The following is a 22106-nucleotide window of genomic DNA, read 5'->3' on the forward strand; positions in this document are numbered from 1 at the left end:
CCCGATCTTCGGATCGGGGCCTTGTTGTATGCGGCCTGTACGCGGCCGCGGCAAAAGCGTTCGCCAGGATTTTCCCGAGGATGAGATCCTGGAACCCGTATGTCTACGCACCCTGCCCCCGCCCTCGGCACCCTCGCCCCCCGGCTGACCGAGCTGTCGCTGCGCGACGCGCACCGGCTCGGCCGCAGGCTGGAGGGTGCGCGGAAGATCCGTAAGCCGGAGGCCCGCGCCGCCGTCCTCGCCGAGATCGAGACGGAGGTGGCCAAGGCCGAACAGCGCATCGGCGAGCGCCGGGCGCGCGTGCCGGCCGTCAGCTACCCCGAGCAGCTCCCGGTCAGCCAGAAGAAGGACGAGATCGCGGCGGCCATCCGTGATCACCAGGTCGTGATCGTCGCCGGTGAGACCGGCTCCGGCAAGACCACCCAGATCCCGAAGATCTGTGTCGAGCTGGGCCGCGGCGTCCGCGGCATGATCGGGCACACCCAGCCCCGCCGGATCGCCGCGCGCACCGTCGCCGAGCGGGTCGCGGACGAACTGGACACCCCGCTCGGGGAGACCGTCGGCTGGAAGGTGCGGTTCACCGACCAGGTGAACCCGCAGTCCACCTTCATCAAGCTGATGACGGACGGCATCCTGCTCGCCGAGATCCAGACCGACCGCGAGCTGCGCGCCTACGACACGATCATCATCGACGAGGCCCACGAGCGGTCCCTCAACATCGACTTCCTGCTGGGCTACCTCTCCCAGCTGCTGCCCAAGCGCCCCGACCTCAAGGTCGTCATCACCTCGGCGACCATCGACCCCGAGCGCTTCTCCCGGCACTTCGGCGACGCCCCGATCATCGAGGTCAGCGGGCGGACGTATCCCGTGGAGGTGCGGTACCGGCCGCTCCTGGAAGAGGACGGCGAGGACGCCGACCGGGACCAGATCACGGCGATCACCGACGCCGTCGAGGAGCTGATGGGCGAGGGCAAGGGCGACATCCTCGTCTTCCTCTCCGGCGAGCGGGAGATCCGCGACACGGCGGACGCGCTGGAGAAGAAGAAGTACAGATTCACGGAAGTACTGCCGTTGTACGCGCGGCTCTCGCACGCCGAGCAGCACCGCGTCTTCCAGCAGCACACCGGACGCCGGATCGTCCTCGCGACCAACGTCGCCGAGACCTCCCTGACCGTCCCGGGCATCAAGTACGTCATCGACCCGGGCTTCGCCCGCATCTCCCGCTACAGCCACCGCACCAAGGTCCAGCGGCTGCCCATCGAGCCGATCTCGCAGGCCAGCGCCAACCAGCGCAAGGGCCGCTGCGGCCGTACCTCCGACGGCATCTGCATCCGGCTGTACTCCGAGGAGGACTTCGAGGCGCGCCCGGAGTTCACGGACGCGGAGATCCTCCGGACGAACCTCGCCTCCGTCATCCTCCAGATGACCGCGGCCGGCCTCGGCGACATCGAGAAGTTCCCCTTCATCGACCCCCCGGACCACCGCAACATCCGCGACGGTGTGCAGCTGCTCCAGGAGCTGGGCGCTCTCGACCCGGCGCAGAAGGACGTACGCAAGCGGCTCACCGACACCGGCCGCAAACTCGCCCAGCTGCCCGTGGACCCGCGGCTGGCCCGGATGGTGCTGGAGGCGGACAAGAACGGCTGTGTCCGCGAGGTCATGGTCATAGCCGCGGCGCTGTCCATCCAGGACCCGCGGGAGCGCCCGGCGGAGAAGCAGGCCCAGGCCGACCAGCAGCACGCCCGGTTCAAGGACGAGAGCAGCGACTTCCTCGCGTTCCTCAACCTCTGGCGGTACGTGCGCGAGCAGCAGAAGGAACGCGGCTCGTCGTCCTTCCGCCGGATGTGCAAGCAGGAGTACCTCAACTTCCTGCGCATCCGCGAGTGGCAGGACATCTACACGCAGCTGCGCACGGTCGCCAAGCAGATGGGCATCCACCTCAACGACGAGGAGCACCCCGCACCCGACGACCGGGTGCACGTGTCGCTGCTGGCCGGTCTCCTCTCCCACGTCGGCATGAAGGACGTGAAGGAGGGCGCGAAGAACGAGTACCTGGGCGCCCGGAACGCCAAGTTCGCGATCTTCCCGGGTTCGGCGCTCTTCAAGAAGCCCCCGCGGTTCGTGATGTCCGCGGAGCTGGTGGAGACCTCCCGCCTCTGGGCCCGGGTCAACGCGAAGATCGAGCCGGAGTGGGTGGAGCCGCTCGCCGGACACCTCCTCAAGCGCACCTACAGCGAGCCGCACTGGGAGAAGGACCAGGCGGCGGTGATGGCCTACGAGAAGGTCACGCTGTACGGCGTGCCGATCGTGGCCCAGCGCAAGGTGAACTACGGGCGGATCGACCCCGAGGTCAGCCGCGAGCTGTTCATCCGCAACGCCCTGGTGGAGGGCGACTGGCGCACGCACCACAAGTTCTTCGCGGACAACCGCCGGCTGCTGACCGAGGTCGAGGAGCTGGAGCACCGCGCCCGGCGCCGGGACATCCTGGTCGACGACGAGACGCTGTACGACTTCTACGACCAGCGGGTGCCCGAACACGTCGTCTCGGGCGCGCACTTCGACTCGTGGTGGAAGCACAAGCGGCACGAGCAGCCCGACTTCCTCGACTTCGAGCGCGAGATGCTCATCAACGAGAAGGCGGGGGCGGTCACCAAGGACGACTACCCGGACTCCTGGCGGCAGGGCCCGCTGAAGTTCCGGGTGACGTACCAGTTCGAGCCGGGTGCGGACGCCGACGGCGTGACCGTGCACGTGCCGCTCCAGGTGCTCAACCAGGTCACGGACGAGGGCTTCGACTGGCAGATCCCGGGGCTGCGCGAGCAGGTCGTCACGGAGCTGATCCGCTCCCTGCCCAAGCCGGTCCGCCGCAACTACGTGCCCGCGCCGAACTACGCCCAGGCGTTCCTGGACCGTGCCGTGCCGCTTCAGGAGCCGCTGACGGTGACCATGGCGCGGGAGTTGAAGCGCATGGTGGGGGTGCCGTTCGACGCCGAGGACTTCGACTGGTCGAAGGTGCCCGACCACCTGAAGATCACGTTCCGGATCGTCGACGAGCGCCGTCGCAAGCTGGCCGAGGACAAGGACCTGGAGGCGCTGAAGCTCCGGCTGCGCCCGAAGGCGCGCCAGGCACTCTCGCAGGCCGCGGCGGCCACCGCGGAGCGCAGCGGCGGCGAGTCCCTGGAACGCTCCGGGCTGACGGACTGGACGATCGGCACGCTGACCCGGGTCTTCGAGACCCGCCGGGCCGGCCAACCGGTGAAGGCGTACCCGGCGCTGGTCGACGACGGACCGAAGGCCGGCACCGTCTCCGTCCGCCTCTTCGACACCGAGGCCGAGCAGGCGCAGGCGATGTGGAAGGGCACGCGGCGGCTGATCCTGCGCAACATCCCGGTCAACCCGGCGAAGTTCGCGTCCGAGAAGCTGACCAACCAGCAGAAGCTGGGCCTGTCCGCGAACCCGCACGGTTCGATCCAGGCACTGTTCGACGACTGCGCCATGGCGGCGGCGGACCAGCTGATCGCGGACTTCGGCGGCCCGGCGTGGGACGAGGAGTCGTACCGCAAGCTCTACGACAAGGTCCGCGCGGAGATCGTCGACACGACCGTCCGCACGGTGGGCCAGGTGCAGCAGGTGCTGGCCGCCTGGCAGGCCTGCGAGCGCCGCCTGAAGGCCGTACGCAGCCCCGCGCTGCTGGCGAACCTCCAGGACGTGCGGGGGCAGCTGGACGCGCTGGTGAAGCCGGGCTTCGTGACGGAGGCCGGGATCAAGCGGCTGCCGGACCTGATGCGCTACCTGGTCGCCGCGGACCGCCGGCTTCAGCAGATGCCGACGGGCGTGCAGCGGGACACCTCCCGCATGGAGAAGATCCACGAGATGCGGGACGAGTACGCGTGGCTCCTGGAGCAGATGCCGCAGGGCCGGCCGGTGCCGCAGCAGGTCCTGGACATCCGCTGGATGATCGAGGAGCTGCGGGTCAGCTATTTCGCCCACGCGCTGGGCACGGCGTACCCCGTCTCCGACAAGCGGATCGTGAAGGCCATCGACGCCCTCGCGCCCTGACGGAGCCGTGACCGAGCCCGCACGGAGGGTGAGTTCGACCGGCGGCCCACCCTCCTGTACAGTCTCTTCTCGCAGCGCAACGCAGCAAAAGCGCCGCGAAACCTGGTCCTGTGGAGCAGTTTGGAGTGCTCGCCACCCTGTCAAGGTGGAGGCCGCGGGTTCAAATCCCGTCAGGACCGCAAGAAAGCCCCGCGTCGAGAAACCGGCGCGGGGCTTCTTCGTACGCCGCCCCCCGCCACCCGCGACGCGCTGGCCACCCTGTCGAGGTGGAGGCCGCGCCCGCGGCACAGCCGCAATCGGACACAGCAAATCCCGTCAGGACCGCAAGAAAAGCCCCGCCCCGAGCAATCGGCGCGGGGCTTCTTCGTTGCCTGGCTCGATACCGAACCGTCCAGCACCCCCAGCACCGCCCGAACCCCCTGCACCCCCAGCGGTCCCCAGAAGCCCCCAGTGGCCCTCTCGCGGCCTTGACGGCGTCGGATTCGCTCGGTACTTCAAAGGGCAGGGCACACCCCTCGTGTGGCCCCTGGAGGTGGCGTATGACGACGACGGTCAGGCACGAGACGCGGGCCCTGCTCCGCGCGCACCTGTCGGCCGCGTCGTCGCTCGGTCACGCGACGCGCCACTGCCCGATCTGCCACCGGCTCCTGCGGCTCGCGCTGGACGCGCCGGCCCCACAGTCTCCGACAGGCCGTCAAGAGGGCGTCGAGAGCGGGAGCGCGCCCACGGCGTGAACCCCGCGAGCCCCAACGCCCTTGCCCCGCAGAGCTACTGGAAGCCGAGCCTCCCTTAGCGCACCGGTGCCCGGCCCAACAACCACCGTGCGATGTGACGGGTGTCACCGCACGAGTTTTTGAAAGGGTGGCCCTTACGCCTCTCCTACAACTCATCAATTTAATATGTGCAATTGCACCACCCCGACGGCGCTCGCACAGCCGATCCGACACCCCTCCCCAGACTCCGACAAGCCCGCGCACAGAAGCGTCCGCCGACCCGCCCACCTGGCACAGGACCGGACAAGGACCGTGGCGGACGACCGCGGCGGAGGACCGGGCGCCGGCCCCGGGACCGGGACCGGGCACAAAAAAATCGCGCTGGACCCGGCGGAGTCCAGCGCGATCAACGACGCACCTCTGTTGGGGCAGGGACGGCGTCGCTTGGAGCTGTGGTCCAGGCGCCCCGACAGGTTGGGGGACCTGCCGTTCTGCCCGGTTATTCAGTTGTTCAGGCCTCGCTGCGCTGCTGCGGAATGCCCGCGAGCAGGGCGCGGACCTCGGCTTCGCGGTAGCGGCGATGCCCGCCGAGCGTGCGGATCGACGTGAGCTTGCCGGCCTTCGCCCAGCGCGTGACCGTCTTCGGGTCGACGCGGAACATGGTGGCGACCTCAGCCGGGGTCAGCAGCGGCTCGGCATCAGGGGTGCGAGCGGTCATGAGCGGCCTCCTCGGGAGAACCGAACCTTCTCGGTTCATTCCTCTAAATTCTGCACCTTGACCCGCGTTGCCCGAAATGGCGGACGCGAGTCGAGTCGGTTATAGGACGAACGGCTTGTCCTCGGCACTACAACTACACCATCTGTCCAGCCGCGTCGGCCAAACCGATGGAATTGCCCTCCCAGGTGTTCATCAGCGACGGAAGCCGATGGACCATGCCATAGCGGACAGTCACGCCACTGTGACGAACAGTCACAGGGGCGATCAGGAGTCACCAGACCCCCCAAAGCGTGCAATGCTGAGATTCCACCCACAGTGCATCACGGCAGGACGGAAGGAGCCCTCCCCGGGCTCCTTGTCCTATTTTGGCATGAGGAGGGGGAAGCGGCGCAAGAGTGATGTACGTGCGGTCCGTCACGCTTGACGCATACGCCCGGATCGGGACCTACGTCCCTTGCCGCCAAGGGGTCGGCTCACCCCGACCGGGCGGCGTAGCGGAAGACGGAACCCCACATCGGGCGGTACGTCAAACGTCAGTTCGCGGAGCGCCGGTCCCGGACCGCCCGCCAGCGCTCCACCAGCCGCCCGTACGCCGCCCCCGCGGCTCCCCCGTCGCCGTGGCGCAGCGCCTCGATCCCCTCGGCCACGTCCGCCGCGGAGTGGTCCGCCTCCAACTCACCGGCCGGCAGGGCGTGCACCAGCCCGCCGTAGTCCAACTCCACCAGGGACCGCGGGTGGAACTCCTCCAGCCAGCGCCCCACGTCCACCAGGCCGTCGATGAGCGGCCCCTCGGACACGGCCTCCCGCAGGGCCCGCAGCCCCCGGGCCACCCGCCGGCGGGCCTGCACCATCGGCGTCCGGTAGCGCAGCACCGGCGCGGCCGCCCCCTCGCCGTCGCCCCCGTCGTACTCCCGCTCCGCGTCGGAGACCAGCACGAACCAGTTGATCGGGACCTGCCAGGTGGCCGTGCGGATCCAGGGCCGCGCGTCCGGGTTGCGCTCCAGCCAGCGCTCGTAGTCCTGCGCGCTCTGGCGGCGCACGACCGGCGGGATCAGGGCGTCCAGGACCGGCTCCGGGAAGTCCTCGGCCAGCTCGCCCAGGGCCTGCCAGCCGCGCAGCCGGGTCCGCCAGGGGCAGACGCAGACCACGCCGTCCACCTCCGCCACGAAGGCGTCCGCGCTCTCGTGCACGGGCACCGCGACGGGCGGGGTGGGCAGCAGGTCGGCCAGGGAGCGGCGCAGCTCGTCCTGGTAGGAGGGCCGGTCGGGGCGGCGGGCGTAGCGGGTCCAGTGCGCGCGCTCGTCGTCCGGGAAGGCCGCCAGCGGCTCGTACACACGTAGGTACGCCGCGTACGGGACGATCACCGAGGACACCTTGGGCACGCCTGCTCCCTCCCCCGCGCACCGACGCGAAAACCTGCGGAAACCCGTGGAAACGGATCACAAACGCGCGAGAATCTCTGCAAATCGTCGCACGCCCGTACTCCGTGCGGAGGTGATCCTGAGCACTGTGCGGCGGGCCGGCACCCCCAGGCTCTAATCTCGTGCCACAGTCCCCGCCACCTTCACGGGGCCTGCCACCCATCGCCGCACCTACACAGGAGTCACCACCGTGACCGACGTAAACGGCGCACCTGCTGATGTACTGCACACCCTGTTCCACTCGGACCAGGGGGGTCATGAGCAAGTCGTGCTCTGCCAGGACCGTGCCAGCGGTCTCAAGGCCGTCATCGCCCTCCACTCCACCGCCCTGGGCCCCGCGCTCGGCGGTACGCGCTTCTACCCGTACGCGAACGAGGCGGAGGCCGTCGCCGACGCGCTGAACCTCGCGCGCGGGATGTCGTACAAGAACGCCATGGCCGGGCTCGACCACGGCGGCGGCAAGGCCGTGATCATCGGTGATCCGGAGCAGATCAAGAGCGAGGAACTGCTCCTCGCCTACGGCAGGTTCGTCGCCTCGCTCGGCGGCCGCTACGTCACCGCGTGCGACGTCGGCACCTACGTCGCCGACATGGACGTCGTGGCCCGCGAGTGCCGCTGGACGACCGGGCGCTCCCCGGAGCACGGCGGCGCGGGCGACTCCTCCGTGCTCACCTCCTTCGGCGTCTACCAGGGCATGCGGGCCGCCGCCCAGCACCTGTGGGGCGACCCGACGCTGCGGGACCGCACCGTCGGCATCGCGGGCGTCGGCAAGGTCGGCCACCACCTGGTCGAGCACCTGCTCGCCGAGGGCGCCCACGTCGTCGTCACCGACGTGCGCAAGGACGTGGTGCGGGCCCTCACCGAGCGGCACCCGTCGGTGGTCGCCGTCGCCGACACCGACGCGCTGATCCGGGTGGAGAACCTGGACATCTACGCGCCCTGCGCGCTCGGCGGCGCGCTGAACGACGACACCGTGCCGGTGCTGACCGCCAAGGTGGTGTGCGGCGCGGCCAACAACCAGCTCGCCCACCCGGGCGTGGAGAAGGACCTCGCCGACCGCGGGATCCTCTACGCGCCGGACTACGTGGTGAACGCCGGCGGTGTCATCCAGGTCGCCGACGAGCTGCACGGCTTCGACTTCGACCGGTGCAAGGCGAAGGCGGCGAAGATCTACGACACCACGCTGGCCATATTCGCACGTGCGAAGGAGGACGGTATCCCGCCGGCCGCCGCGGCCGACCGGATCGCCGAGCAGCGCATGGCGGAGGCCCGTACCCGGCGATGATCCGACGGTCGTACGGCGGTGGTCCGGCGGGATCATCACGGGTTTGACCGGTACCCGTCGGGGCGCAGTTGGAGAGAACTCTCACTTATCCCGGCGGGTCGACCGTCGAAACGTGGTTAAAATCGCCTGTGACCAGCGAGGACGGGGCGCCTCGGCGGTCCTGGGCAGGGCCACGTGGTGCGGGCGACGTACCGTATGGGCGTGGGCTCAGGTACCGTGGAAGCCCTACGGACCGGTCTCTCCGAGGAGAGCCCGTTCCGGACCATGAACGCGTGTCAAGACTCTGGGGCCGTCGAGCCCCGTCGTTGAGGGGGTCGAGCCATGGGGCGCGGCCGGGCCAAGGCCAAGCAGACGAAGGTCGCCCGCCAGCTGAAGTACAACAGCGGTGGGACTGATCTCTCCCGCCTGGCCGAGGAGCTGGGCGCATCGCCGTCGAATGCACAACCGCCTAACGGCGGGCCATTCGAGGACGATGAGCAGGACGATGACGTGTACGCGAAGTACGCCGACCTCTATGAGGACGACGACGAGGACGAGGACGGCCAGTCCCCTTCCCAACAGCGACGCGGCGCTTGACCTTGCACTGAACACCTTCCCGGTCGGTGACTTCTGTCACCGACCGGGTTCTGTGCTACCCGCGTCGCCTGTGGCCTCCGCGGCAGCTCAGACGGCGTAGTCGCCCACCAGCGCCGCGCCCGTCCCGTGCTCGCCGCGGTCGGTGATCTCACCGGCCACCCAGGCGTCCACGCCGCGGTCGGCGAGGGCCGTCAGGGCCACGTCCGTCGACTCTTCGGGCACGATCGCGATCATGCCCACGCCCATGTTCAGGGTCTTCTCCAGCTCCAGGCGCTCAACCCGGCCGGTCCGGCCGACGAGGTCGAAGATCTCACCCGGGGTCCAGGTGGAGCGGTCGACCACGGCGTGCAGGCCGTCGGGGATCACGCGGGCCAGGTTGGCCGCGAGTCCGCCGCCGGTGACGTGGCTGAAGGTGTGGACCTCGGCGGTGCGCATGAGGGCCAGGCAGTCCAGGGAGTAGATCTTGGTCGGCTCCAGCAACTCCTCGCCGAGGGTGCGGCCGAGACCGTCCAGGTGGGCGTCGAGCGCCAGGCCGCCCTCGTTCAGCAGGACGTGGCGGACCAGCGAGTACCCGTTCGAGTGAAGCCCGGAGGACGCCATGGCGATCACCGCGTCACCCGTTCGGATGCGATCCGGGCCCAGCAGCCGGTCGGCCTCCACGACGCCCGTACCGGCGCCGGCGACGTCGAAGTCGTCCGGGCCCAGCAGGCCGGGGTGCTCGGCCGTCTCGCCGCCCACCAGGGCGCACCCGGCCAGCACACAGCCCTCGGCGATGCCCTTGACGATCGCGGCGACCCGCTCGGGGTGCACCTTGCCGACGCAGATGTAGTCGGTCATGAACAGCGGCTCGGCGCCGCACACCACGATGTCGTCCATGACCATGGCGACCAGGTCGTGGCCGATGGTGTCGTAGACGCCCAGCTGCCGGGCGATGTCGACCTTGGTGCCGACGCCGTCGGTGGCGGAGGCGAGCAGGGGGCGCTCGTAGTTCTTGAGGGCGGAGGCGTCGAAGAGGCCGGCGAAGCCGCCGAGGCCGCCGAGGACCTCGGGGCGCCGGGTCTTCTTGACCCATTCCTTCATCAGCTCGACGGCGCGGTCGCCCGCCTCGATGTCGACGCCGGCGGCTGCGTAGCTGGCACCAGTTGTGTCAGGCATGACGATGAGAACCTTCGTGTCGTACGGCAGGGAGGCCAGGAAGCCAGGGATACGGACGGCTACGGGCGACGGATGGCGTCGGCGGCGGCCGTACCGGCGGGCCCGGCGGCCAGCTCGGTCTCCAGGAGCTGCTTGCCGAGCAGCTCGGGGTCGGGGAGCTCCATCGGGTACTCGCCGTCGAAGCAGGCGCGGCACAGGTTCGGCTTGGCGATGGTGGTCGCGTCGATCATGCCGTCGATGGAGATGTACGCCAGGGAGTCGGCGCCCATCGAGGTGCCGATCTCCTCGACGCTCATGCCGTTGGCGATCAGCTCGGCGCGGGTGGCGAAGTCGATGCCGAAGAAGCAGGGCCACTTCACCGGCGGGGACGAGATCCGGATGTGGACCTCGGCGGCACCGGCCTCGCGGAGCATGCGGACCAGGGCCCGCTGGGTGTTGCCGCGGACGATGGAGTCGTCCACGACGACCAGCCGCTTGCCCTTGATGACTTCCTTCAGGGGGTTCAGCTTCAGGCGGATGCCGAGCTGGCGAATGGTCTGTGAGGGCTGGATGAAGGTCCGGCCGACATAGGCGTTCTTCACCAGGCCGTTGCCGAAGGGGATGCCGGAGGCCTCGGCGTAGCCGATCGCGGCGGGGGTGCCGGATTCCGGGGTCGCTATGACGAGGTCGGCCTCCGCGGGGGCCTCCTTCGCCAGCCTGCGGCCCATCTCGACCCGCGAGAGGTAGACGTTGCGGCCGGCGATGTCGGTGTCCGGGCGGGCCAGGTACACGTACTCGAAGACACAGCCCTTGGGCTTCGCTTCTGCGAATCGCGAGGAGCGCAGGCCGTTCTCGTCGATGGCGACGAACTCGCCCGGCTCGATCTCGCGGACGTAGGAGGCGCCGCAGATGTCGAGGGCGGCGGACTCGGAGGCGACCACCCAGCCGCGCTCCAGGCGGCCGAGGACCAGCGGGCGGATGCCCTGCGGGTCGCGGGCGGCGTAGAGGGTGTGCTCGTCCATGAAGACGAGCGAGAAGGCGCCCATGACCTGGGGGAGGACGCGGTGCGCGGCCTCTTCGATGGTCAGCGGCTTGCCGTCCTCGTCGACCTGGGCCGCGAGGAGCGCGGTGAGCAGGTCGGTGTCGTTGGTCGCCGCGACCCGGGTGGAGCGGCCTTCCTGCTTGGGCAGGTCGGCGACCATCCCGGCGAGCTGGGCGGTGTTGACGAGGTTGCCGTTGTGGCCGAGCGCGATGGAGCCCTGCGCGGTGGCCCGGAAGGTTGGCTGGGCGTTCTCCCACACGGACGCACCGGTGGTCGAGTAGCGGGCGTGACCGACCGCGATGTGACCCTGGAGCGAACCGAGCGAGGTCTCGTCGAAGACCTGGGACACGAGGCCCATGTCCTTGAAGACGAGGATCTGGGAGCCGTTGCTGACCGCGATTCCCGCGGATTCCTGACCCCGATGCTGGAGGGCGTAGAGCCCGAAGTACGTGAGCTTTGCGACCTCTTCGCCCGGAGCCCAGACACCGAAGACGCCGCAAGCGTCCTGGGGGCCCTTCTCGCCGGGAAGCAGATCGTGATTGAGTCGACCGTCACCACGTGGCACGCCTCCGAGTGTAGGCGAGGTCGACCACTGGTCCGAATTGGGGATGTGGGCTCACCTGTGGATCACTGGTCGGCCACGGCCCGGACGGTGGTGCCGTCTTCGCTGGTCAGGGTGAGGGTTTCCTGATCGATCCGGTAGGCGACCTTGCCGTCGAACAAGCCCAGCAGCCGCTTCTCGGCGGCCATGAGTGAGCCTTCGCACATCATTCGGGTGGTGGACGGGGTGCCGAGGGTGATACGGCCGTCGCTGACGGTGGCCTTGGCGTTGACGTGGTTGCAGGGGAGCCGTCCGGAGACGGTCTTCGCCCCCTGGTCGAAGGTGAGGTGGGCGCGGCCCTCGCCGCCCTTCTGGCCCGGAGTGTCCACCGCCCACTTGGTGCCGTAGAGGGAGGCGTTTTCGGACCTGCTGAGCCGGACGGTGTCGCCGTCGGCGGTGGTGAGGGTGACCCGCTCGCCCTCGTTCTTCGTGGTGAGCGAGCCGGTGGTCAGGGCGCGGCCGAGGGACTTCTCGAAGCCGGCGGGGGTCTTGGCGCAGGCCTTCTCGGTGAACATGGCGTCGCTGAGCCGGACGCGTTCGCCGTCGACGTCGGCGCGGGCGCTGAAGCTGTTGCAGCCGGTGCTGCCCTCGGCCTCGCCGTCGTCGATCCGTACGTGTGCCGCGTCCGGCGCGCGGTGGGTGGCTCCGTCGACGGTGACGCTGTCGATGCTCCACCGGACGCCGGTGATGCGCTGTCCGCCCGCGCCCACGGTGTCGCTGCCGCCGTCGCCGGCCTTCTCGCTGCCGCAGGCGGCGGCGAGCGGGACCAGCGCGGCGACGGCCGCCACGGTCAGGGTCATGCTGCGCTGCTGCTTCTGCCTGTACATGCCGATTCGACGGAGAGAGGGAAGATCCGGTTCCCGCCCCGTTCACCCCCCGGCTTCCGCCCCTCAGCCCAGCAGGGGCAGCAGGGCTCCGAGGTCGGCCCGCTCCCCGCTCGCGCTCACCTTCGCCCCGTCCAGGGCGTCCTGCCAGGTCAGCCGTCCGGTGGCCAGCCGCGTCCAGGTCAGCGGGTCGGTCTCGACGACGTTGGGCGGGGTGCCCCGGGTGTGCCGGGGTCCCTCCACGCACTGCACGACCGCGTACGGCGGGATCCGCACCTCCGTGGAGCCGCCGGGCGCCTTCACGGCGAGCGCGTCGGCCAGCAGCCGGGTCGCGGCGGCCAGTGCCTGCCGGTCGTACGGGATGTCGAGGCCGGGCACGGCGGCGTTCAGGTCGTCGGTGTGCACGACCAGCTCGACGGTCCGGGTGACGAGGTAGTCGGCCAGCGGCAGGGCGCCCGCGCTGGTGGGAAGCAGCCTGCTCCCGGGGTGGGTGTCGAGCCGCCCGGTGAAGCGCCGCTCGACCTCGGCGAGGTGGGCGTCGAGGTCGGGGTGCTCGGCGGCGAGCCGTCGGGCCGTCCCGGCGATGGCGTCCGCGTCGGCGGCGATGGCGAACGGCCAGTCCAGCAGCCGGCCGTCCTGCCGCACCGGCTCGGGCTCGTCCAGCAGCCGGTCCACGGCGGTCAGCGCCATCCCGACGTGCGCGACCAACTCCCGCACGGTCCAGTCCCCGAGCCGCGTGGGCAGGGCCAGCTGCTCGGGGGTGAGGGTGCGGACGCCCGCCCGTACGTGGCCGAACTGGGCGAGGACGGCGGCACGGGTGCGGGCGGGGTCGTAGGCGCGGGGGCGTTTTCTGGCCGGGGGCATGGGGGGAGCCTATGCGGGGGCCGGGGAGGCGGTCACCCGTACGTGTGCACGGCCGCGGAGACCGCTCCGGGCCACCGGCACGCGGCCCACACTGGTCTGCGCCAGGAAGGGCACGCGGCAGGGGGGACATGGCCGGACGCACGCCTCAGATGTCGGTCGAGGAGTTCGAGACGATCGCTCACGCCGCTCCTGAGACCGTCACGCTCGAGTTCCTGGGCGGACAGCTCGGAGTCAAGAAGGGGATGGACGGGGACCGGAGCACCATCGTGTCCTGGATGGCCCGGCGGTGCATGCAGATCAGACCCGAGCTGGATCTGTGTTGGGGCCGAGGTCTCCGGGTCGACGCGTACCGGCAGAGCAGGGCGCGACCGGACGCCGTACTCGCGCCCGAGGCACATTTCGCCGGGCACGGAGAATGGTCCGACCCGGACGGAGCGCTCATGGTCGTCGAGGTCACCTCGTACGACTCGGACACGGACCGGCGGGACCGGCACGAGAAGCCGGCTGCGTACGGGCAGGCCGGAATCCCCCTGTACCTGCTGATCGACCGGGACAACTGCACAGTCACGGTGCACAGCGGTCCGGACCGACAGGTCGGCGGCTACCGGGACGCCCGCGTAACGAAGTTCGGCGAGACGCTGGTCCTGCCGGACCCCGTCGGCATCGAACTCGACACGGAGATCCTCAAGAACTACGTGCGATAGCCACGAAGAACGCCGAGGCCCCGTCCGGAACCGGACGGGGCCTCGGCCGTGCAGGCGTGCTACGCCAGCAGCCCCGGGATCGTGCCCTCGTGGGCCTCGCGCAGCTCGGTCAGGGGGAGGGTGAACTCGCCCTGGACCTCGACCGCGTCGCCGTCGACCACGCCGATGCGGGTGACGGGCAGGCCGCGGGCGCCGCACATGTCGTTGAAGCGGACCTCCTCCGAGCGCGGGACGGCGACGACCGCGCGGCCCGCCGACTCCGAGAACAGGAAGGTGAAGGCGTCCAGGCCGTCCGGTACGACCAGACGCGCGCCCTTGCCGCCCAGCAGCGCCGACTCGACGACCGCCTGGACCAGACCGCCGTCGGACAGGTCGTGCGCGGAGTCGATCATGCCGTCACGGGAGGCGGAGATGAGGATCTCGCCGAGCAGGCGCTCGCGCTCCAGGTCGACCTGCGGGGGCAGGCCGCCGAGGTGGTCGTGGATCACCTGGGACCAGGCCGAGCCGCCGAACTCCTCGCGGGTGTCGCCCAGCAGGTACAGCAGCTGGCCGTCCTCCTGGAAGGCGACCGGCGTGCGGCGGGCCACGTCGTCGATGACGCCGAGGACCGCGACCACCGGGGTCGGGTGGATGGCGGCCTCGCCCGTCTGGTTGTACAGCGAGACGTTGCCGCCCGTGACCGGGGTGCCGAGCTGGAGGCAGCCGTCGGCCAGGCCGCGCACGGCCTCCGCGAACTGCCACATGACCGCCGGGTCCTCCGGCGAGCCGAAGTTCAGGCAGTCGGAGACCGCCAGCGGCTTCGCGCCGGTCGTGGCCACGTTGCGGTACGCCTCCGCCAGCGCCAGCTGCGCGCCCGTGTACGGGTCGAGCTTGGCGTAGCGGCCGTTGCCGTCGGTGGCGATGGCGACGCCGAGGCCGGACTCCTCGTCCACCCGGATCATGCCCGAGTCCTCGGGCTGGGCGAGGACGGTGTTGCCCTGCACGAAGTGGTCGTACTGCTGGGTGATCCACTGCTTGGACGCCTGGTTGGGCGAGCCGACCAGCTGGAGGACCTGGTCCTTCAGCTCGTCGCCGGTCTGCGGCCGGGGCAGCTTGTTCGCGTCGTCGGCCTGGAGGGCGTCCTGCCAGTCCGGGCGGGCGTAGGGACGCTCGTAGACCGGGCCGTCGTGGGCGACGGTGCGCGGGTCGACGTCGACGATCTTGCCGCCGTGCCAGTAGATCTCCAGCCGGTCGCCGTCGGTGACCTCACCGATGACGGTGGCGATGACGTCCCACTTCTCGCAGATCTCCAGGAAGCGGTCGACCTTCTCCGGCTCGACCACCGCGCACATGCGTTCCTGCGACTCGCTCATGAGGATTTCCTCGGGCGAGAGCGTCGAGTCGCGCAGGGGGACGTCGTCCAGGGTGACGCGCATGCCGCCGGAGCCGTTCGACGCCAGCTCGCTCGTCGCGCAGGACAGGCCGGCCGCGCCGAGGTCCTGGATGCCGACGACCAGCTTCTCGGCGAACGCCTCCAGGGTGCACTCGATGAGGAGCTTCTCCTGGAAGGGGTCGCCGACCTGGACGGCGGGGCGCTTGGAGGGCTTGGTGTCGTCGAAGGTCTCGCTCGCCAGGATCGACGCGCCGCCAATGCCGTCGCCGCCGGTGCGGGCGCCGTACAGGATGACCTTGTTGCCCGCGCCGGACGCCTTCGCGAGGTGGATGTCCTCGTGCCGCATGACGCCGATGGCACCGGCGTTGACCAGCGGGTTGCCCTGGTAGCAGGCGTCGAAGACGACCTCGCCGCCGATGTTGGGCAGGCCCAGGCAGTTGCCGTAGCCGCCGATGCCGGCGACGACGCCGGGCAGCACGCGCTTGGTGTCGGGGTGGTCCGCGGCGCCGAAGCGGAGCGGGTCCACGACGGCGACGGGACGCGCGCCCATCGCGATGATGTCGCGGACGATGCCGCCGACACCGGTGGCCGCGCCCTGGTAGGGCTCCACGTACGACGGGTGGTTGTGCGACTCGACCTTGAAGGTGACCGCGTAGCCCTGGCCGACGTCGACGACACCGGCGTTCTCGCCGATGCCGACGAGCATCGCCTCGGACTGGGGGGCCTTCTCGCCGAACTGGCGCAGGTGGACCTTGCTGCTCTTGTACGAGCAGTGCTCGGACCACATGACGGAGTACATGGCCAGCTCCGCGCCGGTGGGGCGGCGGCCGAGGATCTCGACGACCCTCTCGTACTCGTCCTTCTTCAGGCCCAGCTCGGCCCAGGGCAGCTCGACGTCGGGGGTCGCGGTCGCGTGCTCGACCGTGTCCAGAGGCGTCCGGCTCATGCGTTGACCAGCTTCTTGAGGATCGAGGTGAAGAACGGCAGGCCGTCGGTACGGCCCGTACCGATCAGCGGCTCGACGGCGTGCTCGGGGTGCGGCATGAGGCCGACGACGTTCCCGGCGGCGTTGGTGATGCCGGCGATGTCGTTGAGCGAGCCGTTGGGGTTCATGTCCAGGTACCGGAAGGCCACCCGGCCCTCGGCCTCCAGCTCGTCCAGCGTGCGCCGGTCGGCGACGTAGCGGCCGTCCATGTTCTTCAGCGGGATGTGGATCTCCTGGCCGGCGGTGTAGTCGCTGGTCCAGGAGGTGTCCGCGTTCTCCACCCGCAGCTTCTGGTCGCGGCAGATGAAGTGCAGGTGGTCGTTGCCCAGCATGCCGCCGGGCAGCAGGTGGGCCTCGGTGAGGATCTGGAAGCCGTTGCAGATGCCCAGCACCGGCAGACCGGCCTTCGCCTGGTCGATGACGGTGTCCATCACCGGCGAGAAGCGCGCGATGGCGCCGGCGCGCAGATAATCGCCGTACGAGAAACCGCCGCACAGCACCACGGCGTCGACCTGCTTGAGGTCCTTGTCCTTGTGCCAGAGCGCGACGGGTTCGGCACCGGCGACGCGGATCGCGCGCTGCGTGTCCCGGTCGTCGAGACTGCCGGGGAAAGTGACGACGCCAATACGAGCGGTCACTTCGCCGCTCCCGCGACCACGTCTTCGGACTCGACCTTGACGGTGAAGTCCTCGATCACGGTGTTGGCGAGGAAGGATTCCGCAAGATCATGGATGCGGGCGAGGGCGGCGTCGTCGACCGGCCCGTCCACTTCCAGTTCGAATCGCTTTCCCTGACGGACGTCCGAGATCCCTTCGAAACCCAGCCGCGGCAGTGCGCGCTGCACCGCCTGGCCCTGGGGGTCGAGGATCTCCGGCTTGAGCATGACGTCGACTACGACGCGTGCCACTGGCACTCCCGGTGTGTGGTGCTGAGCAGGTTCCTTCAGACTACCCGTACAAAATTTCTACGCGCGTAGCCTTGGAGGAAACTACGTGACCCCAGTCACGATTCGGTATCGGGAGGGGGCCGTCGCGAAAAGCTTCGGGAAAGATCCCGGATGGCGCACGGACACCTATTGCCCTACGGACACGCCAAGAGATTTAGTCGGGCTTCCCATTGCAATGCCAGGCACTGTACAAATGAAAAGTCATTAGCCGATACTTTGCCCAATTACAGGCGAACAGTCGGCATCATCGCGGCGTCTTGGCACGTTCGGGCACGTCATCGCGGAGATGCCGCACGAAGGGACCGATATTCGTGGCGCAGCGTGTCGTGGTCACTCTCTTTGACGACATCGACGGCTCGGAAGCGGCGGAGACGATCGCCTTCGGAGTCGACGGCCGGATGTACGAGATCGACCTGAACGAAGCCAATGCCCGGAAACTGCGCAAGGCGCTCGAGCCGTACGTCTCGGCCGGCCGCAAGCGCTCCCGGTCCGGCAAGGCCTACCGGCAGACGGAGGTCGCCCCCGACCCGGCGGCGGTCCGCGCCTGGGCGCAGGCGAACAAGATGGACGTGCCCGCGCGGGGCCGGATCCCGAAGAAGGTGTACGAGGCGTTCGCCGAGGCGCAGTGAGCCGTGCGCCCGGCACGGGCGGCCGACGGCCGCTCAGTCGCCCCTCGCGGCAACCGACTTGCGCGGCACCCCGGGTGATCAGCTAAAGTCTGGAGCACGCCGAGGGGCGAGGCCGGAAGGCCCAGCTCACGGAACATGCGGGTGTAGTTCAGTAGTAGAACATCCCCCTTCCAGGGGGAAGGCGCAGTGTGCAATTCCTGTCACCCGCTCTGCATCGCCGTACCGGTCACTCGTTGGGATCAGGTAGGCTGGTGCTCGCACCGATCGGTGAAGGCCGGTCGGGGGCAATGCGGACGTAGCTCAGTTGGTAGAGCGCAACCTTGCCAAGGTTGAGGTCGCGAGTTCGAGCCTCGTCGTCCGCTCGGGAATCAGACCCCGGTCCTCCAGGACCGGGGTCTTTTCGTGTGCCCGGCTCCCGCGCCCTCCTCCGGTCCGTCCCCGCCCTGACATTTGTCATGCCGGGCGATGACGGGCCGCACTGTCGTCCCGCCCCGGGCGCCGGAATGCTCGAAGCATGCAAACCAACGAACACGAACACGTGATTGAGGTCACCGGCCTGCGGCGTGTGTACGGGGGCGGGTTCGAGGCCGTGCGCGGGATCGACTTCTTCGTGCGCCGCGGTGAGGTCTTCGCGCTGCTCGGCACCAACGGCGCCGGCAAGACCTCAACGGTCGAGCTCCTGGAGGGGCTCGCCGCTCCGGCCGGCGGGCGGGTGCGCGTCCTCGGGCACGACCCGTACACCGAGCGGGCCGCCGTACGCCCCCGCACCGGGGTCATGCTCCAGGAGGGCGGCTTCCCCTCCGAGCTGACGGTCGCCGAGACGGCACGGATGTGGGCGGGGTGCGTCAGCGGCGCCCGGTCGCCGGCCGAGGTGCTGGCGCTGGTCGGGCTGGAGTCGAAGACCGGCACCCGTGTGAAGCAGCTGTCCGGGGGCCAGCGGCGGCGCCTGGACCTGGCGCTCGCGCTGCTCGGCGACCCCGAGGTGCTCTTCCTCGACGAGCCCAGCACCGGCCTGGACGCCGAAGGCCGCCGGGACACCTGGGAGTTGGTGAGCGGGCTGCGCGACGCCGGCACGACGGTGCTGCTGACCACGCACTACCTGGAGGAGGCCGAGAACCTCGCCGACCGGCTCGCGATCATGCACGAGGGCCGGATCGCCGCCACCGGCACCCCGGCCGAGGTGACCGCCGCACAGCCGTCCCACATCTCCTTCGAACTGCCCGCCGGGTACTTCGTGGGCGACCTGCCGCCGCTCGCCGAACTGGGCGTCGACGACCACGAGACCGACGGCCGCATGGTCAAGCTGCGCACCCGGGAACTCCAGCGCGCCGCCACCGGACTGCTGGTGTGGGCCGGACAGGCCGGAGTGGAGCTGCGCCGCCTGGACGTGCGCTCGGCGTCCCTGGAAGAGGCCTTCCTCAGCATCGCCAAGGAAGTGTCCGCGAGGACGGCCCCCACCACGACGGAGAAGGAGTACGCGGCATGAGCACCACCGACGCACCGGCCCGCCCGCAGCGCGCCGGGGCCCCGGCCACCACGCCGATGGGCCGCATGACTGCCCTCGCCCGCGCCGAACTGATCCTGCTCGGGCGGAACAAGGGCACCGTCTTCGCCGCGCTCTTCGTGCCGCTCGTGCTGCCGTTCAGCGTGCGGGCGGGGGCCAAGGAGATGGACCTCGCCGGGGCCGGACTGACCACCGGCACGCTGGTGCTGCCCGCCGCGATCGGCTTCTCCCTGCTGTTCGCCGTCTACTCGGCCCTCGTCGGCGTCTTCGTCGTCCGGCGCGAGGAACTCGTCCTCAAGCGGCTGCGCACCGGCGAGCTGCGGGACGTGGAGATCCTCGGCGGGTCCGCGCTGCCGGCCGTCCTCAGCGGACTCGTGCAGTCCCTGCTGCTCGCGGTGGGCTGCGCGGTGCTGCTCGACCTGTCCGCGCCGTCGGCGCCCCACCTGACCGTCGTCGGTCTGCTGCTCGGCCTGGTGATGTGCGCCGCGCTCGCGGCGGTCACCGCGAGTTTCACCAGGACCGGGGAGAGCGCGCAGGTCACGTCGCTGCCGTTCATGTTCGTCTCGATGCTCGGCTCCGGACTGTTCTTCCCGCTGGAGCTGCTGCCCGACCGGCTGGCCTCGGTGTGCGAGTTCCTGCCGCTGACGCCCGTCATCACCTTGGTGCGCGGCGGCTGGACCGGCGACCTGTCGGCGGCCGACGCGCTGGGCGCGGTCGTGACGGCGGTGGCCTGGACCGTGCTCGCGGTGTTTGCTGTACGGCGGTGGTTCCGCTGGGAGCCGCGGCACTGAGGTACGGGGCGAGGGCGAGTGGGAGCGGCGGACGGATGCGCAGGCCGGGCGGATGGTGGCGGATCAAGAGCACGCCGGAGAAGGTGGAGACGTACACGCGGTGGTCGTTCCACTTCTTCGGGGTCATCGAGGTGCTCGCCCTCGGGGTGACCGCCTACGGCCGGACCGGCGTCGGGCCGGCCACCGTGCTGTGCCTGCTGGTCGTCGCGCACGCCGCCGTCTGCATGCTGGCCTCCTCCAGGGTGCTGGACTGGACGCTGGGCCGTCGCCCGCAGCCCGTACGGATGCTGTGGGTGCTGGTCGCCGTCACCGCCGTGGTGGCGATCACCGCGGTCGGGATCGCGGACCGCGGACCGGGCGGCGAGGTGGAGACCGCGGCGGGCTCGGTCTACGGCGGGGTCATGTGCTACGCCGCGGGTGTCGTCACCGTCGGGGTGCGGGGCCGGCGGCGCCGGGTCACCGTCGTCGGGGGCTTCGGACTGGGCGCGGGGCTCCTCACGTTCCCGCTGGAGATGCCCGCCCTCGCGTCGGTGGTGGTGACCGGCCTGGTGCTGGTGACCGGCGGGGTTCTCGCCGCCACCTCGATCTTCTCCCTGTGGCTGCTCAAGGCGGTCTACACGCTCGACGACGCCAAGGAGACCCGGGCCAGGCTCGCCGTCGCCGAGGAGCGGCTGCGGTTCGGCCGGGACCTGCACGACGTGATGGGCCGCAACCTGTCGGTGATCGCGCTCAAGAGCGAGCTGGCGGTCCAGCTGTCCCGGCGCGGCAGGCCCGAGGCGGTGGAGCAGATGATCGAGGTGCAGCGCATCGCCCAGGAGTCGCAGCGCGAGGTCCGGGACGTCGTGCGCGGCTACCGGGAGGCCGCGCTGGAGGTCGAGCTGGCCGGTGCCCGCGGTGTGCTGTCGGCGGCGGGCATCGTCGCGGAGGTCACCGGCGAGACGGCCGGCCTGCCCTCCGAGGTGCAGGCGGCGCTCGGCTGGGTGGTGCGGGAGGCGACCACGAACGTGCTGCGGCACGGGGACGCGAAGAAGGTCGCCGTGACGGTGCGGATGTCGGAAGGGCGGGTAGTGCTGACGGTGGAGAACGACGGCGTGGCGGAGACGACGGGAGACGGCCCCCCGGCGGGCTCGGGCGGCTCCGGGCTCGCGGGGCTGCGCGAGCGGCTGTCCGCGGTGGACGGGACGCTGGAGGCGGGACCCGCCGGCCGGGGGGTCTTCCGGCTGACGGCCGAGGTGCCGCTGCCCGCCGCCGCGGCCGGGACCGCGCTGGAGGTCGCGTCATGACGACGACCGTGCGCGTCCTGCTCGCCGACGACGAGCACCTCATCCGCGGGGCGCTGGCGGCCCTGCTCTCCCTGGAGGACGACCTGGTCGTCGTCGCCGAGGCGGCCACCGGTCCCGAGGCACTGGCGATGGCGCGGGCGCACGCGCCGGACGTCGCCGTCCTGGACCTCCAGATGCCCGGCGCCGACGGTGTGAAGGTCGCCACATCACTGCGGACCGAGCTGCCCGCGTGCAAGGTGCTGATCGTGACCAGCCACGGGCGCCCCGGGCACCTGAAGCGGGCCCTCGCGGCGGGGGTACGCGGGTTCGTCCCCAAGACCGTCAGCGCCCAGCGGCTCGCCGAGCTGATCCGCACGGTGCACGCCGGAAACCGGTACGTCGACCCCGAGTTGGCCGCCGACGCGATCTCCGCCGGGGACTCGCCGCTGACCGCGCGCGAGGCCGAGGTGCTGGAGCACGCCGCCGACGGGGCGCCGGTCGCGGAGATCGCCGAGCGGGCCGCGCTGGCCGAGGGGACCGTGCGGAACTACCTGTCGTCGGCCGCGAGCAAGCTCGGTGCGGAGAACCGGCACACGGCGGTGCGTCTCGCACGGGAGCGGGGTTGGGTATAGTGGCTCTCGCGTCACGGCGAAGTCCACGACGAAGCCCGCGCAGT

General features: G+C 70.4%; 19 protein-coding genes and 3 tRNA genes. 13 read left to right on the plus strand and 9 right to left on the minus strand.

Features of this window, described 5'->3' with window-relative positions; all coding sequences use genetic code 11:
• Positions 1-99 precede the first annotated feature (99 nt).
• From hrpA to ACIRGB_RS03630, 3 genes are all read left to right on the plus strand, one after another.
• Positions 100-4059 carry an ATP-dependent RNA helicase HrpA gene (gene hrpA, locus ACIRGB_RS03620; RefSeq protein WP_403858270.1) on the plus strand — a complete coding sequence of 1320 codons (3960 nt, stop codon included), beginning with the start codon at positions 100-102 and terminating at the stop codon, positions 4057-4059.
• 104 nt (positions 4060-4163) lie between these two features.
• Positions 4164-4238 (plus strand) — tRNA-Asp (locus tag ACIRGB_RS03625).
• Positions 4239-4598: 360 nt separating this feature from the next.
• Complete coding sequence (locus ACIRGB_RS03630; protein ID WP_403858272.1) at positions 4599-4793, plus strand: DUF6274 family protein; 195 nt, start codon at positions 4599-4601, stop codon at positions 4791-4793.
• Positions 4794-5283: 490 nt separating this feature from the next.
• On the opposite strand, the gene bldC is transcribed toward ACIRGB_RS03630, so the two are convergent.
• Both bldC and ACIRGB_RS03640 read right to left on the minus strand, forming a co-directional pair.
• Positions 5284-5490 carry a developmental transcriptional regulator BldC gene (gene bldC, locus ACIRGB_RS03635; protein ID WP_003949541.1) on the minus strand — a complete coding sequence of 69 codons (207 nt, stop codon included), beginning with the start codon at positions 5488-5490 and terminating at the stop codon, positions 5284-5286.
• Positions 5491-6023: 533 nt separating this feature from the next.
• Complete coding sequence (locus tag ACIRGB_RS03640; RefSeq protein ID WP_403858274.1) at positions 6024-6872, minus strand: hypothetical protein; 849 nt, start codon at positions 6870-6872, stop codon at positions 6024-6026.
• Positions 6873-7101: 229 nt separating this feature from the next.
• On the opposite strand from ACIRGB_RS03640, the gene ACIRGB_RS03645 reads away from it, so the two are divergent.
• Together ACIRGB_RS03645 and ACIRGB_RS03650 are read left to right on the plus strand one after the other, a co-directional pair.
• Positions 7102-8196 carry a Glu/Leu/Phe/Val dehydrogenase dimerization domain-containing protein gene (locus ACIRGB_RS03645; RefSeq protein ID WP_076975363.1) on the plus strand — a complete coding sequence of 365 codons (1095 nt, stop codon included), beginning with the start codon at positions 7102-7104 and terminating at the stop codon, positions 8194-8196.
• A 321-nt stretch (positions 8197-8517) separates the two neighbouring features.
• On the plus strand, positions 8518-8772 hold the full coding sequence (locus ACIRGB_RS03650; protein ID WP_052843058.1) for a DUF3073 domain-containing protein: 255 nt from the start codon (positions 8518-8520) through the stop codon (positions 8770-8772).
• Between the two features lie 87 nt (positions 8773-8859).
• Here ACIRGB_RS03650 and purM read toward each other — a convergent pair whose 3' ends face one another.
• From purM to ACIRGB_RS03670, 4 genes are all read right to left on the minus strand, one after another.
• Positions 8860-9927 carry a phosphoribosylformylglycinamidine cyclo-ligase gene (gene purM, locus ACIRGB_RS03655; protein WP_403858276.1) on the minus strand — a complete coding sequence of 356 codons (1068 nt, stop codon included), beginning with the start codon at positions 9925-9927 and terminating at the stop codon, positions 8860-8862.
• Positions 9928-9986: 59 nt separating this feature from the next.
• Positions 9987-11513, minus strand: a complete 1527-nt coding sequence (purF, locus tag ACIRGB_RS03660; RefSeq protein ID WP_403858278.1) for an amidophosphoribosyltransferase — start codon at positions 11511-11513, stop codon at positions 9987-9989.
• 62 nt (positions 11514-11575) lie between these two features.
• Positions 11576-12376, minus strand: coding sequence for an META domain-containing protein (locus ACIRGB_RS03665; protein ID WP_403858280.1), 801 nt, complete (start codon positions 12374-12376; stop codon positions 11576-11578).
• Positions 12377-12439: 63 nt separating this feature from the next.
• Positions 12440-13237 (minus strand): sterol carrier family protein, encoded by a 798-nt coding sequence (locus tag ACIRGB_RS03670; protein ID WP_403858282.1) that lies wholly within the window; start codon positions 13235-13237, stop codon positions 12440-12442.
• 128 nt (positions 13238-13365) lie between these two features.
• Here ACIRGB_RS03670 and ACIRGB_RS03675 point away from each other — a divergent pair, with 128 nt between their 5' ends.
• Positions 13366-13941 (plus strand): Uma2 family endonuclease, encoded by a 576-nt coding sequence (locus ACIRGB_RS03675; RefSeq protein WP_403858284.1) that lies wholly within the window; start codon positions 13366-13368, stop codon positions 13939-13941.
• Positions 13942-14000: 59 nt separating this feature from the next.
• Here ACIRGB_RS03675 and purL read toward each other — a convergent pair whose 3' ends face one another.
• From purL to purS, 3 genes are read right to left on the minus strand one after another with little or no spacing between them, the layout of a single operon-like run.
• The gene (purL, locus tag ACIRGB_RS03680; protein ID WP_403858286.1) at positions 14001-16259 is read right to left on the minus strand and encodes a phosphoribosylformylglycinamidine synthase subunit PurL; all 2259 of its coding nucleotides are present in this window, start codon (positions 16257-16259) and stop codon (positions 14001-14003) included.
• Complete coding sequence (purQ, locus tag ACIRGB_RS03685) at positions 16256-16936, minus strand: phosphoribosylformylglycinamidine synthase subunit PurQ (protein ID WP_282087666.1); 681 nt, start codon at positions 16934-16936, stop codon at positions 16256-16258. Before purQ ends, purL begins: the two co-directional genes overlap by 4 nt.
• Positions 16933-17205: a phosphoribosylformylglycinamidine synthase subunit PurS gene (gene purS / locus ACIRGB_RS03690; RefSeq protein WP_003974895.1), complete on the minus strand. Its 273-nt coding sequence runs from the start codon at positions 17203-17205 to the stop codon at positions 16933-16935. The genes purQ and purS overlap by 4 nt, the downstream gene beginning before the upstream one ends.
• 350 nt (positions 17206-17555) lie before the next feature.
• Between purS and ACIRGB_RS03695 the strand changes: the two genes are divergently transcribed.
• The 7 genes from ACIRGB_RS03695 (at position 17556) to ACIRGB_RS03725 (ending at position 22062) form a co-directional block, all read left to right on the plus strand.
• Entirely contained in the window at positions 17556-17873 is a 318-nt protein-coding gene (locus ACIRGB_RS03695; RefSeq protein ID WP_055421997.1) for an Lsr2 family protein, read from the plus strand.
• A 137-nt stretch (positions 17874-18010) separates the two neighbouring features.
• Positions 18011-18082 (plus strand) — tRNA-Gly (locus ACIRGB_RS03700).
• Between the two features lie 80 nt (positions 18083-18162).
• Positions 18163-18235 (plus strand) — tRNA-Gly (locus ACIRGB_RS03705).
• A 152-nt stretch (positions 18236-18387) separates the two neighbouring features.
• Entirely contained in the window at positions 18388-19359 is a 972-nt protein-coding gene (locus ACIRGB_RS03710; RefSeq protein ID WP_403858289.1) for an ABC transporter ATP-binding protein, read from the plus strand.
• A complete protein-coding gene (locus ACIRGB_RS03715; protein ID WP_403858291.1) occupies positions 19356-20168 on the plus strand; it encodes an ABC transporter permease in 813 nt (270 codons plus the stop codon). Before ACIRGB_RS03710 ends, ACIRGB_RS03715 begins: the two co-directional genes overlap by 4 nt.
• A 35-nt stretch (positions 20169-20203) precedes the next feature.
• On the plus strand, positions 20204-21451 hold the full coding sequence (locus ACIRGB_RS03720; protein ID WP_403858293.1) for a sensor histidine kinase: 1248 nt from the start codon (positions 20204-20206) through the stop codon (positions 21449-21451).
• Positions 21448-22062 (plus strand): response regulator, encoded by a 615-nt coding sequence (locus tag ACIRGB_RS03725; RefSeq protein ID WP_403858295.1) that lies wholly within the window; start codon positions 21448-21450, stop codon positions 22060-22062. Before ACIRGB_RS03720 ends, ACIRGB_RS03725 begins: the two co-directional genes overlap by 4 nt.
• Positions 22063-22106: the final 44 nt, after the last annotated feature.

The organism is Streptomyces sp. NPDC102490, from assembly GCF_044765285.1.
Lineage (GTDB): Bacteria > Actinomycetota > Actinomycetes > Streptomycetales > Streptomycetaceae > Streptomyces.

Excerpts from the sequence above, each read along its gene's own strand:
- purL (WP_403858286.1), bottom strand. The coding sequence starts at position 16,259 with ATGAGCCGGACGCCTCTGGACACGGTCGAGCACGCGACCGCGACCCCC.
- ACIRGB_RS03720 (WP_403858293.1), top strand. The coding sequence starts at position 20,204 with ATGCGCAGGCCGGGCGGATGGTGGCGGATCAAGAGCACGCCGGAGAAG.
- ACIRGB_RS03725 (WP_403858295.1), top strand. The coding sequence starts at position 21,448 with ATGACGACGACCGTGCGCGTCCTGCTCGCCGACGACGAGCACCTCATC.
- purM (WP_403858276.1), bottom strand. The coding sequence starts at position 9,927 with ATGCCTGACACAACTGGTGCCAGCTACGCAGCCGCCGGCGTCGACATC.
- bldC (WP_003949541.1), bottom strand. The coding sequence starts at position 5,490 with ATGACCGCTCGCACCCCTGATGCCGAGCCGCTGCTGACCCCGGCTGAG.
- hrpA (WP_403858270.1), top strand. The coding sequence starts at position 100 with ATGTCTACGCACCCTGCCCCCGCCCTCGGCACCCTCGCCCCCCGGCTG.
- ACIRGB_RS03630 (WP_403858272.1), top strand. The coding sequence starts at position 4,599 with ATGACGACGACGGTCAGGCACGAGACGCGGGCCCTGCTCCGCGCGCAC.
- ACIRGB_RS03675 (WP_403858284.1), top strand. The coding sequence starts at position 13,366 with ATGGCCGGACGCACGCCTCAGATGTCGGTCGAGGAGTTCGAGACGATC.
- ACIRGB_RS03710 (WP_403858289.1), top strand. The coding sequence starts at position 18,388 with ATGCAAACCAACGAACACGAACACGTGATTGAGGTCACCGGCCTGCGG.
- ACIRGB_RS03650 (WP_052843058.1), top strand. The coding sequence starts at position 8,518 with ATGGGGCGCGGCCGGGCCAAGGCCAAGCAGACGAAGGTCGCCCGCCAG.
- ACIRGB_RS03715 (WP_403858291.1), top strand. The coding sequence starts at position 19,356 with ATGAGCACCACCGACGCACCGGCCCGCCCGCAGCGCGCCGGGGCCCCG.
- ACIRGB_RS03670 (WP_403858282.1), bottom strand. The coding sequence starts at position 13,237 with ATGCCCCCGGCCAGAAAACGCCCCCGCGCCTACGACCCCGCCCGCACC.
- ACIRGB_RS03665 (WP_403858280.1), bottom strand. The coding sequence starts at position 12,376 with ATGTACAGGCAGAAGCAGCAGCGCAGCATGACCCTGACCGTGGCGGCC.